Genomic DNA, 15,278 nt, shown 5'->3' with positions numbered 1-15,278 from the left:
TTTTTAAACCACTTCGCCGTACTCTTTTACCCAGATAAAGGAGAAGGATATGACAGAACTCACCTTGCAGACTCATCGTCGTACAGCGTGGCATTTTATTCCGGGGCTTGCCCTGAGTGCAGTTATCACTGGGGTCGCCTTATGGGGTGGATCTATTCCCGCCGTCGCAGGTGCCGGGTTCAGCGCCCTCACCTTAGCAATCTTGTTGGGGATGGTCCTCGGCAACACCGTCTATCCGCACATCTGGAAAAGCTGTGACGGCGGCGTGCTGTTTGCTAAACAACATTTATTACGTTTGGGGATCATCCTCTACGGCTTCCGCCTCACCTTCGCGCAAATTGCTGACGTCGGCGTCAGCGGTATCGTGATTGATGTGTTAACGCTGAGCAGTACCTTTATGATTGCCTGCTTCCTGGGGCAGAAAGTGTTTGGTCTGGACCGCCACACCAGTTGGCTGATTGGTGCGGGGAGCAGCATTTGTGGGGCCGCCGCCGTGCTGGCAACCGAGCCGGTAGTGAAAGCGGAAGCCAGTAAGGTAACCGTCGCTGTCGCCACCGTGGTGATCTTCGGTACCATCGCTATCTTCCTGTATCCGGCAATGTATCCGCTGCTGGCACACTGGTTTAGCCCAGAAACCTACGGCATTTACATTGGTTCCACCATGCATGAAGTAGCACAGGTAGTGGCTGCCGGGCACGCCATTAACCCGGATGCAGAAAACGCCGCGGTTATTGCCAAAATGCTGCGTGTCATGATGCTGGCACCGTTCCTCATCCTCCTGGCCGCACGCGTTAAACAGTTGTCTCCGGCTACGGGCGGTGAGAAAAGCAAAATCACTATTCCATGGTTTGCCATCCTGTTCATTGTGGTCGCGATTTTTAACTCGTTCCACCTGCTGCCGCAGTCGGTTGTGAACACGCTGGTAACGCTGGATACCATTTTGCTGGCAATGGCAATGGCTGCACTGGGGTTAACCACTCACGTTAGCGCACTGAAAAAAGCCGGTGCCAAACCGTTACTGATGGCCCTGCTGCTGTTTGTCTGGCTGATTGTCGGTGGTGGTGCGATTAACGTCGCTGTCCACGCCCTGATGGCATAAACGATCACGACTCACCTCCATTAACCCGCTATACTCTCCCTTTTTGTATTTGAGTATGGCGGGTTAAATTTATGAAATATATCGGAGCGCACGTAAGCGCCGCTGGCGGTCTGGCTAACGCCGCTATTCGAGCCGCAGAAATCGAAGCGACCGCATTCGCCCTGTTCACCAAGAATCAGCGCCAGTGGCGTGCTGCGCCGCTAACCACCGAAATCATTGATGATTTCAAATCTGCCTGCGAGAAGTACCACTACACCTCCGCACAAATACTGCCTCACGACAGTTATCTGATTAACCTCGGTCACCCGGTCAGCGATGCGCTGGAAAAATCACGTGATGCGTTTCTTGATGAAATGCAGCGCTGTGAACTGCTGGGCTTATCCCTGCTGAACTTTCACCCCGGCAGCCATTTGATGCAGATCCCGGAAGATGAATGCCTGGCGCGCATTGCCGAATCCATCAACATCGTCCTCGCTCAGACCCAGGGCGTTACGGCAGTTATCGAAAATACCGCCGGACAAGGTAGTAATCTGGGATTCAAGTTTGAGCACCTGGCCGCCATTATCGACGGCGTCGAAGATAAGTCCCGTGTTGGCGTTTGTATTGATACCTGCCACGCTTTCGCGGCGGGTTACGATTTGCGTTCCGCAGAAGAGTGCGAAAAGACGTTTGCGGAATTTGAACGCATTGTCGGTTTCAAGTATCTACGCGGTATGCACCTGAACGACGCCAAGAGCGCGTTTGGTAGTCGCGTTGACCGTCATCACAGCCTTGGTGAAGGCAATATTGGCCATGATGCCTTCCGTTGGATTATGCAGGATAATCGTTTTGATGGTATTCCGCTGGTACTGGAAACCATTAATCCGGATATATGGGCCGAAGAGATCGCCTGGCTGAAAGCCCAGCAAACAGAAAAAGCAGTGGCGTAACGATCCCCGCGCGCCAGACAAGCTGGCGCGTATCAAGTGAGCGTAACCAGATCCTCTGGCATATGGTTGTACAAAATCCGCCAGAAATGCTCAGCCGTTTTATTCAAACGGGTATCCATTCGGTAAATATAGGCCTGAATTGGCACCATCAACTCCGGCGTGTCCAGACAAACCAGGCGCTTATCCCGTAGTTCGTTCACGATCGTCCACGCTGGCAGCCAGGCGATACCATGACCATCCAATGCCATATTCTTCAATAGCTCACTCATCGAAGACATAAACAGCGTACGCGCTGAAATACTGCCCACCTCCGCCAGGTGACGGTTAACCAATCTTCCCATGTAGGAAGTGCTGGTATAGTTCAGAATCGGCACCTGCGGCTGATAGATATCAAACAACGCCTTACCCTGTGCATCCGCAGCACAGACGGGATACAGCTCAGACTCAAAAACCTTCAAGCCGCAGAAAGGTGACTGCATTAAGTCTTCATCGCGAAAGGAGATAATAAAATCACTTTTCCCCTCGCGCAATGTATTCACCGCCTGGACTACGTCAATCGCTTCGACGTGGTAAACAAACTCCTCGCCCCATGCCGACATTGAATGTACTAATCTGGGCAACATCGTCAGCGACAGAGAATGTGCCGCCGCTATTTTGATATTGGGAACGCCAAGCAGGTTGTGACCACTTAGCTCATCTAAATTGCATTCCAGCTGTTGTAGCAGGCTACGGGTCTGCGAATGGAATAACTTACCCTCCTCCGTCAGCTGCAGTGGACTTGTCGTACGGTCAAACAGCAGCACCCCAACAGCGGATTCGAGCGCCTTGATCCGCCGACTAAATGCCGGTTGGGATAGGTTGCGCTCCTCTGCGGCCTGAGAAAAATGACGACACGCTTCCAGCGTCAGAAAATCATATAACCATTTTGTCTCGATATTTTTCATGCCTATCACGCGGATGTTTAAATATGTCGATTAGTCTTAAGCATCATGCCTGAATATTCCCGGTGATGATATTCAACATCAGCATCTGGTGATTCGTTTTTTGCATAATACCTTCGTTTTTGACATTAACATGTTTCTTTACCCATCGACCACGACCGCTCATCCACCGCGTAATGTCGGGCCTCTGGCTGATTACCGGCCTGCTGAGGTGGTAAAAGACATCACACTCATGCGTTTTTTGCATTGAACCAAACATTATTGCATTTCTCCTCACGACACTCTGCTGTTAAACATAAGCACCAGATAGACACCAGCTCTGAATATTAAATATCGGTAAATTAGAGGTATATATCGTGAAAGGTTTAATTGGCGTACTTGGTGGTATGGGGCCTGCTGCAACCGTCGATCTTTTTAATAAATTCGTCACCTTTACCGCAGCACAACGCGATCAGGAACATATCCCATTAATTATTTCATCCATCCCTGATATTCCAGACCGAACTGATGCGTTAATGCATCATGGTCATTCCCCACTTCCGGCAATGCGTGATTATATGCACAAACTGGAAGATGCTGGTGCGGAGTGTATTGTGATCCCCTGTAATACCGCCCACTTTTGGTTTAATGAATTAAAAGAGTGCTGTCATACAGAGTTACTCAGTATCGTTGAAACAACCATGAATGAGGTCAAAAACTGCGGAAAATCACGTATCGGTTTACTTGCTACTAACGCCACCCTTTACATGGGACTCTACCAAAAAGGCATAGAATCTCTTGGTTTAACCTGCATCAGTCCTGATTCATCCGGTCAGGAAAAGGTCATGGAAAGTATTTATTGCTTAAAAGCCGGCGACCTTAAGCGGGCACAAACGCTGATGAATGAACAGGCTGAAGTGCTCTTCTCACGCGGCGCACAAATCATTGTACTGGGATGTACTGAAGTCCCCGTCATTCTTGCCGAAGCAGTCAGAAAGTCTCCAGATAAATATATTGACTCAACCGGATCATTAGTTCGCGCCGGTATTAAATGGTACGAAAAACGAGTTGGCAAACATCATCTTCTGGCGCAATAACAGCCGTCACCAGATTAATAAAGCATTAAACAACCACTTATTTTAATAACAAATTATTCTCTGGCGGAGGCCATTATGGTTTGGTTAGAAATTATCGTCGTGTTGGGTGCAATATTTTTTGGTATCCGCCTCGGCGGAATAGGTATCGGTTTATGCGGTGGTCTGGGGCTGGCTATTTTAACGTTGGGATTTGATCTGCAAATTGGCTCGCCACCCGTTGACGTTATCCTCATTATTATGACAGTTGTAGTGGCAGCATCGGCGCTACAGGCCGCAGGAGGTATGGATTATCTGGTTCGCGTTGCCGGTAATTTCATGCGGCGTAACCCTAAATATATCAATATTATTGCACCGATTATCACCTGGTCGATGACCATTATGGCCGGAACAGGGTTCATTGTATTTTCTACCCTGCCAGTGATTGCCGAAGTCGCCAAAGAGTCCGGTATCCGCCCTTCTCGTACGCTCGCCGGATCCGTAGTCGCCTCTCAGGTGGCGATATCCGGTTCGCCGATCAGTGCCGCAATGGCGGCTATGCTGACCATTATGGAAGGCAACGGTATCACTTTTATTCAGGTCATGGCGGTATGTCTGCCAGCTTCGTTTGTCGCCGCGATGGTCGCCGCTTTTATCGCCTCACGTCAGGGATGCGAGCTACAGGATGATGAAGTCTATCTGGAACGCCTGCAAAAAGGATTAGTGCGTAAATATGAAGGGCAAAACAGCACTACGCCGGGTGCCAAACTCTCAGTCGCCCTGTTTATGCTGGCAACGGTCGTCATCGTTATTCTTGCCGCCTGCCCGCAGCTACGCCCTGGATTCGATGCAGGCAACCCAATGAATACCCGGGATATCATCATTATCTGTATGTTGGCTGCCGCTTGCCTGATGGTGGTGTTATGCAAAACTTCAACCGATGCTATTGTCCTGACATCCACGTTTCGATCAGGTATGAGTTCACTGGCGGTCATTCTCGGGATTGTTACACTGGGAACGACCTTCATTGATGCCCACTTAGCGGAGATTAAGGATATCGCAGGCGATATTCTACGGGCTTATCCCATGCTGTTGGCACTGGTGCTGTTTGGTACCTGCGCGCTTCTCTACTCGCAAGGCGCCACCACGCCGCTGATCATCCCTTTGGCCGTTGCGCTCGGCGTGCCTACATGGGCAATTCTGGCCTCCTATGTGGCGGTAACCGGGGTGTTTGTTCTACCAACATACCCGACTTCTCTGGCGGCAATGGAGTTCGACACCACAGGGACAACGCGCGTGGGCAAGTATGTCTTAAACCATCCATTTATGCTGCCAGGACTGGGTGGGATCATTGCTGGCGTTGCCTTTGGTTTTATCATTGCGCCAATGATTGCCTGACCCGTTTTATTAAGGCTGGATGGATTATTGTGGCGATGCTGCAACGGTATAGGTAAATGCATAAAAAAAGGGGCAGAGAATTCTCTGCCCCTGGTATTGACGTTAAATCAGGCCGCCTTTGCCACAACCTCAGCTTCCGGGCGCTTCAGCACCGCGTAGGAGAGACCGGCTACCAGCGTACCGGCAATAATTGCCAGCAGGTATCCTAACACCGGCGTGATTGCGCCTGGGATTAACAGGACAAACAGCCCGCCGTGTGGCGCCATCAGCTTCGCACCCACCGCCATCGAGATAGCCCCGGTAATCGCACCACCAACGATACAGCAAGGCAGAACGCGCATTGGGTCACGGGCAGCGAACGGGATTGCCCCTTCGGTGATAAAGCACAGGCCCAGTACCAGAGCAGCTTTACCGCCTTCCTGCTGCGCTTTGTCGAACTTACGACGCGCAACCAGAGTTGCCAGACCCAGAGCCAGCGGAGGTACCATACCCGCAGCCATGATGGCCGCCATCGGCGCATAAGTTTGCGTACTCAGCAGACCCACACCGAAAGCATACGCCGCCTTGTTAACCGGACCACCCATGTCGGTACACATCATGCCGCCAAGAATCGCGCCAAGCAGCACCGCATTGGCCGTACCCATGGTTTGCAGCCAGTGAGTCAAACCTTCCAGAATACCCGCCACCGGTTTGCCGATCAGGTAAATCATGGCCAGACCAACCACCAGGCTTGAGAACAGCGGAATGATCAGGATCGGTTTCAGCGCTTCCATACTCTGCGGGAGTTTCAGCTTCGTGCTGATAAGCTTCGCCACATAACCGGCAAGGAAACCAGCAATAATCCCGCCAATAAAGCCGGAACCGGTGCTTACCGCCAGCATACCGCCGATAAGACCCGGCGTCAGACCCGGACGGTCAGCGATGGAAAACGCGATATAACCTGCCAGTACCGGCACCATCAGCGCGAAGGCTGAACCACCGCCAATCTGCATCAGCGCCGCCGCCAGCGTCCCCTGCTCTTTAAACGCTTCGATACCAAAAGCGAACGAGAGTGCAATACACAGACCGCCAGCAACCACCATCGGCAGCATGTAAGAGACGCCCGTCAGCAGGTGACGATACGCCCCCGCGCTCTCTTTCTTATTTTCGGTTGCTGAAGTCTGCGCTTTACCGCTTGGCTGGTACGGTGTTGCTTCTTCCAGCGCTTTGTCCAGCTCCTGCTTGGTTTTCTTCAACGCAAGACCGGTAGAGGTGCGGTACATCGGTTTGCCGGCAAACTTCGCCAGATCAACTTCAATGTCAGCGGCCACAATCACCAGATCAGCTTGAGCCACTTCTTCCGGCGTAATGGCGTTACCTGCGCCAACAGAACCTCGGGTTTCAACCTTCACCCACCAGCCACGTTTTTTCGCTTCAGTTTCAATCGCTTCAGCGGCCATAAACGTATGAGCAACACCGGTCGGACACGCCGTCACCGCCACCACGCGTTTTGGACCACTGCTGGCCACAGGTGCTGTTGCAACCGGGGCGCTGTAGGGTTTTGCATGGCCTTTAGCTTCACTGAGGAAGAGTTCAGGATGCGCAACCGCACGACCAATGTCGCCCAGCCAGACTTTTTTGCCGTTCAGCGAACTGTCGGCAGGAAGCGTATCGCCAAGAACAATTGCCAGTTCGGCATCATTCGGATTATCAATAATTTCCAGATGTGCTTTCTGTGCCGCCGCTCCAAGCAGGGTTTTCGCCATGTAAGCGCGAGCCTGGCCGAGATTAGCGTCAATAATCAGCAGCGTTTTCATTATGCCTCTCCTGCTGTCAGTTAAACGGTTTTAAGTCGACACGCGCCATCATTGCGGCCAACTGAGGACGATCGGTAATGCCTACATTACTTTGGCTTACCGCCAGGGCGGCAACAGCCGTCGCCAGACGCAGGGTATGTTCGCTGGACTCACGCATCAGCAGACCGTAAATCAGACCGCCAACCATTGAATCACCCGCGCCGACGGTGCTGACCACCTCAACTGACGGCGGTTTAGCAATCCACTCACCTGAGGCGTTAACCCACAGCGCACCTTCCGCGCCGAGTGAAATCACCACATGAGCGATCCCCTGTTCACGCAGCGCATGCGCCGCTTCAATCACATCTTTCATTTCCGGCAGCTTACGACCGGCCCAGATTTCCAGCTCACGACGGTTTGGCTTCACCAGCCATGGTGCCGCTTTCAGACCTGCTACCAACGCTTCACGACTACTATCAAAGATAATGCAAGGACACTGACTACGCAGGCGCGTCATCCAGTCGGTGAAGGCTTCCGGGCTCACGCCGGTTGGCAAACTGCCGCTGACGCACACCATGTCGAACTGGCCCAGCCAGCTCAGCGAATCATTTACAAAGCGTTCCCAGTCAGCCGGGGTGACTTCAAAACCAGAGAAATTGAAGTCAGATACTTCACCGTCTTTTTCGGTCAGCTTGACGTTAATACGGGTACGGCCCTGCACGACCTGAAAACGGTTGGCAATGCCCAGCTCGCTGAACAACTGCTGAAAACCATCCTGGTTGTCTTTACCCAGGAAGCCGCCCACAGTGACATCGATACCTAAATCCTTCAAAACCTTAGCGACGTTGATCCCTTTCCCTGCCGCATGCAGACCGGTGGTTTTAACCAGGTTCACTTCACCGCGTTCAATTTCTGGGCAGAAACCCACCAGGTCGTAGGCCGGGTTAAGGGTGATAGTAGCAACACGTCTGCTCATTACACGCCCTCCCCAAGACCTGCCGCGATGGCTTCGCCAATCGCCTTCAGCGCCTGTTCAGCATCTTCACCCTGTGCAGTAAAGCGCAGGTGATGTCCTTTCTTCACGCCTAACGCCACAACTTTCATCAGACTGCGTCCATTCGCCGGCTTGCCGGTTCCATCAAGATTTGTCACGGTAATTTCACTGTTAAATTGTTTAATCGTATTCACCAGCATGGTGCCCGGGCGGGCATGTAAACCATGCTCATTGCGCACAATAAATTCGGCGCTCAGTACATCATCAGTTAAGGCGTCATCGCTGGTCAGCAGCGCCAGCACCGTTGCCGCATCAGCTTTCAACAAACGGTCAGCTTTATTATTCAGCAGCAGATCGCCAAGGCGTTTCAGCACAGCAACCGGTTGATCGTCATTCATGGCGACGGTCACCAGCAGGGCTGCCGCTTCACCTTGTACATCGAACGCTGTTGCTGCACGGCTGACCGCAACGGCGCTACGCACGTTACCTTCAGCACAGTCATTCAGCCAGATCCCCTGACCAAGATTCATCGGCTGCTCATTGATTGCTCTGGCTACAAAGGTGGCGTCAACCGCACCGACTTCTTTCAGCCGCGCCGCGTTGAGTGCCTGCAGCGTCACCAGCGAGTTGGCCACGACATCCAGCGACAGCGTTTCGTTATCAAGCTTCAGCTGTTCACTTTGCTTTTCACCCATCAGCAGCGCACGCAGTTCTTCCGCCGTGGTCGCAGATTTCAGCTGTTCAGCGACGGAGTCATCGCTCAGCACGTGTGTCAGCTGACGCAGTAAACCGAGGTGTTCATCAGAGCTTGCGGCGATACCGATTGCCACATAAGCAACCTGCCCTTCGCCCCAGGTCACGCCTTGCGGAAACTGAAATACCTGCACACCGGTTTTCAGTACCTGATCGCGCGTGTCCGTCGTACCGTGAGGAATCGCAATACCGTTGCCGAGGAACGTGGACGTCTGTTGTTCGCGCGCCAGCATGCCATCGACGTAGCCTTCCGCGACGTTACCCGCCTGCACTAAGGCAGCGGCAACCTGGCGAATAGCCTCTTCTTTATTCCCGGCCTGTTCGCCCGGGTGAATATCCTGAACAGATAACTGGAACATGATTCTCCTCTCCCGCTGAATTGAAACGATTCAGCTAACATGAGAAAAAAGGCGTCACCCGACTCCATCAGTTAAGGCAAGATGACGCCGAAACGTTTCAAGAAGTCTTGCTCTTTTTTCTTCAGCACACAAGTAAAGTTGACAAATTACTTGCTGAATTTAGAGATAACGCACATTTTCTCTGCGAAGGAGTAAAAAATGCTGACGCAAAAATGCCGTCAGCTTGTCAGATTCAGCAACGTCAGCAAACAGCATTCTTTGACTGAAATGCTATTTTGATTTTTGATGCCGATTTTGATTTGGCTCCCTGTTTATTTTCTGACAAGCGGCGTAAACTCCGCGTCTCTTCACATCATTGATATCAAAACATGCATAACACCCCCGTAGCCGCCACACCCAAGGCGTTTGATTTAACGTCTTCGGCGTTCCTGCTTGTCGCATTTCTGACGGGTATCGCCGGTGCGTTGCAGACGCCAACGCTCAGCCTTTTTCTGACGGATGAAGTCCACGCCCGTCCCGGCATGGTTGGGTTCTTTTTTACCGGAAGCGCTGTGATCGGTATTCTGGTAAGTCAGTTTCTGGCCGGACGTTCAGATAGAAAAGGCGATCGCAAGAACCTGATTGTGTTTTGCTGCGTGCTGGGGATGCTGGCCTGCGTGCTGTTCGCCTGGAACCGTAATTATTTTATCTTGCTGTTTGTCGGGGTATTCCTCAGCAGCTTTGGATCGACCGCCAACCCGCAAATGTTTGCTCTCGCCCGTGAACACGCCGACCGCACAGGTCGGGAAGCCGTCATGTTCAGCTCAATATTACGTGCGCAGGTTTCGCTAGCCTGGGTAATTGGCCCGCCGCTGGCCTACGCGCTGGCCATGGGATTCAGCTTTACGGTGATGTATCTCAGCGCGGCGGTGGCGTTTGTTGTATGCGGCGTAATGGTCTGGCTGTTTTTACCCTCAATGAGTAAAAACGTGCCTCTCGCGACAGGCGCAGTTGAGGCCCCGCGCCGCAATCGACGCGACACGTTGCTGCTGTTTGTTATCTGCACATTAATGTGGGGAACCAATAGTCTCTATATCATTAATATGCCGCTGTTTATCATCAACGAACTGCATCTGCCAGAAAAACTGGCGGGCATCATGATGGGCACCGCAGCCGGACTGGAAATCCCAACCATGTTGATAGCTGGCTATTTTGCAAAGCGTCTGGGTAAACGTCTGTTGATGAGAATTGCCGTCGTTGCCGGATTCTTCTTTTATGCCGGTATGCTGCTGGCTCACTCTCCGGCGATATTGCTTGGCTTACAGCTGCTGAACGCGATTTACATCGGTATTCTCGGCGGGATTGGTATGCTCTATTTCCAGGACCTGATGCCGGGACAGGCAGGTTCAGCCACCACCCTCTATACGAATACCATTCGCGTGGGCTGGATTATTGCCGGATCGTTGGCAGGGATTGCCGCTGAAATTTGGAACTATCACGCGGTGTTCTGGTTTGCGCTGGTGATGATCGTCGCCACCGTCGCGTGCCTGGCGCGCATCAAGGACGTTTAAGGCGCGGTTAGCGCTTCAAGCTCGATGAGATAAACCATGGCCTGGTGCGTCGTCCGCCCGCACATTTCCGCACTGGGCTGTAAACCGCCGCACACCTTTGGTCGTAGCGGCGACGCAAAAATTTTGCAACGCAGGGATTCATCCAACTGAACGCAGGGCGTATTAGCGGGCTTGCCATCAGGCATACCGGGGATGGGACTGGAGATTGAAGGCGCGGTGCAGCATGCACCACAATCCGGACGGCATTCCATACAGTACTCTCTTTATCGTAAACCATCGGATTGTGCGGGAAGGGCACAGTACCACCTTTTTTGCACCAGCAAAAGCATGAATTCCGCTTGCCTGAATGCCCCGGCGCGAGTAGTTTTACGCGATATTTTAGACACTCCTCACTACAGGATTTTTTCGATGCCAAGAGCGAACGAAATTAAAAAAGGTATGGTACTGAACTACAATGGCAAACTGCTGATTGTAAAAGATATCGATATTCAATCACCGTCTGCACGTGGTGCAGCCACGCTGTACAAAATGCGTTTTTCTGATGTGCGTACCGGTCTGAAAGTTGAAGAGCGCTTCAAAGGTGACGATATCGTGGATACCGTCACTCTGAGCCGTCGTGGCGTTGATTTCTCCTACGTCGATGGCAACGAATACATCTTTATGGATAAAGAAGACTATACCCCGTATACCTTCACCAAAGACCAGATTGAAGAAGAGCTGCTGTTCATGCCGGAAGGCGGGATGCCGGACATGCAGGTCCTGACCTGGGACGGCCAACTGCTGGCGCTTGAACTGCCGCAGACCGTAGACCTGGAAATCGTTGAAACCTCACCGGGGATTAAAGGTGCTTCAGCGAGTGCGCGCAACAAACCAGCAACCCTGAGCACCGGTCTGGTGATCCAGGTTCCTGAGTATCTGAGTGCGGGTGAAAAAATCCGTATTCATATCGAAGAACGTCGCTATATGGGCCGTGCAGATTAAGCTCCTGTCGTTACAGGTGAACCAAAGATAATGACATGTTGTCTCTGGCAAAATGTTCCGTTCACTTTAGTGATATCACTTCTCTGAAACGATACTGCCTGTGAACGTGTTAAGGGTACTATCGCCGTACCCTTAACAATCCCGCCGGGAGCCAGGGTTGCAAGGGAGGCGGCGGTGAGCCTCCCTTGCACGTTCACGGGTATCTGCGCTTCAGAGAAATGACTCCGCTGAGGTGAACGGAACCCTATGCCGCAATAAAATATGCTCCATAATGCTTAACTGACTGGCATTACAACGCAGGCTGTCCCTTTTTTCATTTTCAGCGCTGGCTGCTGAAATAAAAATCATCCATCAGCAATGACTCCAGATACCGTTCATCCTCTTGCATAAAACGCACTATCAGATTCACCGCCTGAGGATAAAACCCCTCGTTATCCCGCACCAGACAAGCGTCGCGAAATAACGGTGCCCAGCACAGAATATGATGATGCAAAAAGTAATATTGCGCCGATAGCCTCTCCTCTTTAGCAACCATCCTCGCCATTAATGCCAACTGCACAGCAATATGATCGGAGGGTTCATTCTCTCGCGCTGCCAGACCTTGCTCAATCAGCAGCACATTCATTTGCCGACGTTCTTCTGCCGCTGTCGTGTGTGGATAGTGCCCTGCATAGGGAGAAACACTAGCCGGCGGGGCCAGCAGAAACAGCGAGGCAAAATCTGCTGCCAGCTCCAGCTGTCGGGAGTCGCGCCGCAAAACCCGGCCCAGGCTGCGCTCAAAACGTTTAACCTCGGCAGACACTCCAGGAACCGCCGCCAGTGAGGCAATCCAAGCCTGGCTATCGCCGTTTTCCAGACTGGCGAGCTGTTTTTCATCCAGCTCACGAAATAACAGTTGCGAAAACCACTGGTACACAGCTGCCCGCTGCTGATGAATTTGCTTATGCTGCACTGGTCCCCTCCTCTTTCACAATCTGCGGACCACCGAAAGCCGTCACCTGCGGGGCTTTCTGCTGATAACGCTCGACCTCCACCAGCACGGTATGCGCTGAAGGCCCCTGGGCCAGCTGTGAAGTACCGATATCCGCGCTCAGCACGTTCGGGTCGCCATAAGTGCATAATGTCCCGGCTTTCCCCCCTTCCTGCGGGGAGTACCATGCACCTTCATGAATACGGACCACGCCAGGGGAAAAATCCGGGCTGACAACTACGCCAGCCAGTACCTGACCACGAGCGTTGAAGACGCGGGCGATATCACCGGCTTTTAAGCCACGAGCGGTGGCATCCTGTTCACTGATATAAAGCGGTTCTCTTCCGGCAACCGCATAGGTGTTGCGAAACACCTCGCTAGAGCACAGTTGGGAATGCAGACGTTTATCCGGATGGCAGGATTGCAGATGCAGTGGATATTTATCTTTTTTGCCACTATGGGTACGCTCAAAGGGTTCCATCCACACCGGATGCCCCGGACAATCCTCGTAGGCGAAGCCCGCGATGGTTTTACTGTAGATTTCAATCAGACCTGACGGCGTTCCCAGCGGATTCAGGTCTGGCTGGTCGCGAAACTCACCGTGACGTACCCACGGCTGACCCGGCGGATATTCAATATATCCGTCACCCTGCCAGAACGTTGTGAAATCCGGTAATGAGACGCCGAGCGATGCCCCCATCTTCACACCTTCGTCATAAAGCGCCTGTATCCACTGCATTTCATCACGGTTTTCACGGTACACCGCTTCCTTGTCAAAGCGCTTACACAGCCCGGCAAATACATCAAAATCATGTCGCGCTTCATATTGCGGTTTGACGATCTGATGCAACGCCATCAACCCTTTATTCGAATGCGTACCGAACTGCTCAATATCGTTACGTTCAAAGCGGGTGGTAACGGGCAGGACGATATCGGCAAAACGGCACGACGCGGTCCATTGGTGATCCAACACCACCACGGTTTCCAGCTTCTTCCACGCGTCGATCATGCGATTCCTGTCCTGCTGCGCATGAAATGGATTCGCCGCGCTGTAGATCGCCATTTTGATGTCAGGCCAGGTTAACGTCTCGCCGTTAAAGGCAACCTTTTTGCCCGGCTCAAGCAGGCAGTCAACGATACGCGAAGTGGGGATATGCTCCGATACGCCGCGAAAATCCGCGTTGTACTTTGCCTGCGGGGGATTCGTGATCCCTCCCAGCCCAGAGAGCACAGGCCCGGCGGATGTTACCGTACCACCGCCGTTGTAGTGCCAGCCAAATCCTACCCCGCCGCCGGGCAAACCAATTTGACCGACCATGCTGGCCAGCACCACCAGCATCCACGGATACTGCTCACCATGGTGCATGCGTTGTACGCACCAACCGCCCATAAACTGTGTCCGGCCTTTCACCAACAGGCGGGCGAAGTCTCGGATCTGCTCTGCCGTCAGGCCGCAGATTTCTGCCGCCCATTCGGCATTTTTCGGCTGTTTATCGGTTTCGCCCAGCAGATACGGCAAAAACTGCTCAAAGCCGACGGTGTAATCGGTAATAAACGCCGTGTCGTACAGTTTTTCTTCGTACAAGGTATGCGCCAGCGCCAGCATTAACGCCACATCGGTTTGTGGCCGCAACGCCAACTGCTCGCAGCCAAGATAGTTTTGCGACTTGCTCCGCACCGGATCAACACTGATAACGCGCATCTTACCCTGCGCTACCGCCTCTTTAATCTGCTGCCAGTAGCCAAACGCATCGTGATCGGGAACCAAAAACTCGATCTGCAGGTTCTTGATCGGATCGCAGCCCCACAGCACGATGGTATTGCTGTTTTGAATCACCAGCGGGAGCGACGTCTGCTGCTCATAAACTTCCAGCGAACCAATCACATGCGGTAAAATGACTTGTGCCGCTGCCGCAGAATAGTCGCCGACGGTTGTCACATAGCTACCATGCAGGCCAAGTCCCCGATCCATCGCCCCGCCCGCTTTATGGTATTTGCCCACCATTTGCCAGTCGGCAAGCCCGGTAAATACGCCTGATGAGCCATAGGTTTTTTGCACCCTCTCCAGCTCTTCGTAAAACAGATCCAGCGCCTGATCCCAACTGACCCGTACAAAACGGTTATCTCCGCGCTGACTGCGATCTGACTTCTCACGCTTACGCAGCCAGTCCAGACGCACCATCGGGTAGCGCACCCGCGACGGGTTGTAGACCACTTCACGCACCGCGTTCAGCATATCGCAGGGGTATTTGTCATGTTTGAACGGACGGGTTTCGGTCCACTCACCGTTGACCACTTTGGCTTCAAAAGCGCCATAGTGCGAACCAGATTGGATCCACTGTTCGGGATTTTCCCCCGCCGCCCACACTTTTGATATCAGCGGATTAGGCGCCAGTGCACTGGCAGCCCCCACCGCCAGCATTCCGTTGAGAAAACGGCGGCGGGACGGATTAAAGTCATGAATATCCATACATTAT

At 52.6% G+C, this 15,278-nt stretch carries 13 protein-coding genes; 6 read left to right on the top strand and 7 right to left on the bottom strand.

What is annotated here, in order from left to right; translation table 11 throughout:
* The first annotated feature begins 49 nt into the window (after positions 1-49).
* Both OGX90_RS08700 and nfo read left to right on the top strand, forming a co-directional pair.
* Positions 50-1,099, top strand: a complete 1,050-nt coding sequence (locus tag OGX90_RS08700; protein WP_286623545.1) for a YeiH family protein — start codon at positions 50-52, stop codon at positions 1,097-1,099.
* A gap of 71 nt (positions 1,100-1,170) precedes the next feature.
* A complete protein-coding gene (nfo, locus tag OGX90_RS08695; RefSeq protein ID WP_032944004.1) occupies positions 1,171-2,028 on the top strand; it encodes a deoxyribonuclease IV in 858 nt (285 codons plus the stop codon).
* A gap of 32 nt (positions 2,029-2,060) precedes the next feature.
* On the opposite strand, the gene hypT is transcribed toward nfo, so the two are convergent.
* Positions 2,061-2,972 carry a hypochlorite stress DNA-binding transcriptional regulator HypT gene (gene hypT / locus OGX90_RS08690; protein ID WP_020996669.1) on the bottom strand — a complete coding sequence of 304 codons (912 nt, stop codon included), beginning with the start codon at positions 2,970-2,972 and terminating at the stop codon, positions 2,061-2,063.
* Positions 2,973-3,325: 353 nt separating this feature from the next.
* Between hypT and cuyB the strand changes: the two genes are divergently transcribed.
* Together cuyB and OGX90_RS08680 are read left to right on the top strand one after the other, a co-directional pair.
* On the top strand, positions 3,326-4,045 hold the full coding sequence (gene cuyB, locus OGX90_RS08685; protein WP_048234902.1) for a cysteate racemase: 720 nt from the start codon (positions 3,326-3,328) through the stop codon (positions 4,043-4,045).
* Positions 4,046-4,120: 75 nt separating this feature from the next.
* Positions 4,121-5,419 (top strand): anaerobic C4-dicarboxylate transporter, encoded by a 1,299-nt coding sequence (locus tag OGX90_RS08680; RefSeq protein WP_008785273.1) that lies wholly within the window; start codon positions 4,121-4,123, stop codon positions 5,417-5,419.
* A gap of 107 nt (positions 5,420-5,526) precedes the next feature.
* On the opposite strand, the gene fruA is transcribed toward OGX90_RS08680, so the two are convergent.
* From fruA to fruB, 3 genes are read right to left on the bottom strand one after another with little or no spacing between them, the layout of a single operon-like run.
* Positions 5,527-7,215 (bottom strand): PTS fructose transporter subunit IIBC, encoded by a 1,689-nt coding sequence (gene fruA / locus OGX90_RS08675; RefSeq protein WP_286623543.1) that lies wholly within the window; start codon positions 7,213-7,215, stop codon positions 5,527-5,529.
* A 16-nt stretch (positions 7,216-7,231) separates the two neighbouring features.
* Complete coding sequence (gene fruK / locus OGX90_RS08670) at positions 7,232-8,170, bottom strand: 1-phosphofructokinase (RefSeq protein WP_003834544.1); 939 nt, start codon at positions 8,168-8,170, stop codon at positions 7,232-7,234.
* On the bottom strand, positions 8,170-9,300 hold the full coding sequence (fruB, locus tag OGX90_RS08665) for a fused PTS fructose transporter subunit IIA/HPr protein (protein ID WP_286623541.1): 1,131 nt from the start codon (positions 9,298-9,300) through the stop codon (positions 8,170-8,172). Before fruB ends, fruK begins: the two co-directional genes overlap by 1 nt.
* Before the next feature lie 368 nt (positions 9,301-9,668).
* On the opposite strand from fruB, the gene setB reads away from it, so the two are divergent.
* On the top strand, positions 9,669-10,850 hold the full coding sequence (gene setB / locus OGX90_RS08660; RefSeq protein ID WP_003834548.1) for a sugar efflux transporter SetB: 1,182 nt from the start codon (positions 9,669-9,671) through the stop codon (positions 10,848-10,850).
* Here the strand turns inward: setB and OGX90_RS08655 are convergent.
* On the bottom strand, positions 10,847-11,101 hold the full coding sequence (locus OGX90_RS08655) for a YkgJ family cysteine cluster protein (protein WP_008785278.1): 255 nt from the start codon (positions 11,099-11,101) through the stop codon (positions 10,847-10,849). The genes setB and OGX90_RS08655 overlap by 4 nt on opposite strands.
* A gap of 157 nt (positions 11,102-11,258) precedes the next feature.
* Here OGX90_RS08655 and yeiP point away from each other — a divergent pair, with 157 nt between their 5' ends.
* Positions 11,259-11,831, top strand: a complete 573-nt coding sequence (yeiP, locus tag OGX90_RS08650) for an elongation factor P-like protein YeiP (protein ID WP_003027452.1) — start codon at positions 11,259-11,261, stop codon at positions 11,829-11,831.
* A gap of 319 nt (positions 11,832-12,150) precedes the next feature.
* On the opposite strand, the gene torD is transcribed toward yeiP, so the two are convergent.
* Together torD and torA are read right to left on the bottom strand one after the other, a co-directional pair.
* Entirely contained in the window at positions 12,151-12,783 is a 633-nt protein-coding gene (torD, locus tag OGX90_RS08645; RefSeq protein ID WP_286623540.1) for a molecular chaperone TorD, read from the bottom strand.
* Entirely contained in the window at positions 12,773-15,271 is a 2,499-nt protein-coding gene (gene torA, locus OGX90_RS08640) for a trimethylamine-N-oxide reductase TorA (RefSeq protein WP_286623538.1), read from the bottom strand. Before torA ends, torD begins: the two co-directional genes overlap by 11 nt.
* Positions 15,272-15,278: the final 7 nt, after the last annotated feature.

This window comes from Citrobacter sp. Cpo012, from assembly GCF_030333015.1.
Classification (GTDB): domain Bacteria; phylum Pseudomonadota; class Gammaproteobacteria; order Enterobacterales; family Enterobacteriaceae; genus Citrobacter; species Citrobacter portucalensis.
This window is presented reverse-complemented; position numbering and strand designations above follow the sequence as displayed.

Coding starts and splice junctions, on each gene's coding strand:
- OGX90_RS08700 (WP_286623545.1), top strand. CDS start 50: ATGACAGAACTCACCTTGCAGACTCATCGTCGTACAGCGTGGCATTTT.
- nfo (WP_032944004.1), top strand. CDS start 1,171: ATGAAATATATCGGAGCGCACGTAAGCGCCGCTGGCGGTCTGGCTAAC.
- hypT (WP_020996669.1), bottom strand. CDS start 2,972: ATGAAAAATATCGAGACAAAATGGTTATATGATTTTCTGACGCTGGAA.
- OGX90_RS08680 (WP_008785273.1), top strand. CDS start 4,121: ATGGTTTGGTTAGAAATTATCGTCGTGTTGGGTGCAATATTTTTTGGT.
- fruA (WP_286623543.1), bottom strand. CDS start 7,215: ATGAAAACGCTGCTGATTATTGACGCTAATCTCGGCCAGGCTCGCGCT.
- fruK (WP_003834544.1), bottom strand. CDS start 8,170: ATGAGCAGACGTGTTGCTACTATCACCCTTAACCCGGCCTACGACCTG.
- fruB (WP_286623541.1), bottom strand. CDS start 9,300: ATGTTCCAGTTATCTGTTCAGGATATTCACCCGGGCGAACAGGCCGGG.
- setB (WP_003834548.1), top strand. CDS start 9,669: ATGCATAACACCCCCGTAGCCGCCACACCCAAGGCGTTTGATTTAACG.
- OGX90_RS08655 (WP_008785278.1), bottom strand. CDS start 11,101: ATGGAATGCCGTCCGGATTGTGGTGCATGCTGCACCGCGCCTTCAATC.
- yeiP (WP_003027452.1), top strand. CDS start 11,259: ATGCCAAGAGCGAACGAAATTAAAAAAGGTATGGTACTGAACTACAAT.
- torA (WP_286623538.1), bottom strand. CDS start 15,271: ATGGATATTCATGACTTTAATCCGTCCCGCCGCCGTTTTCTCAACGGA.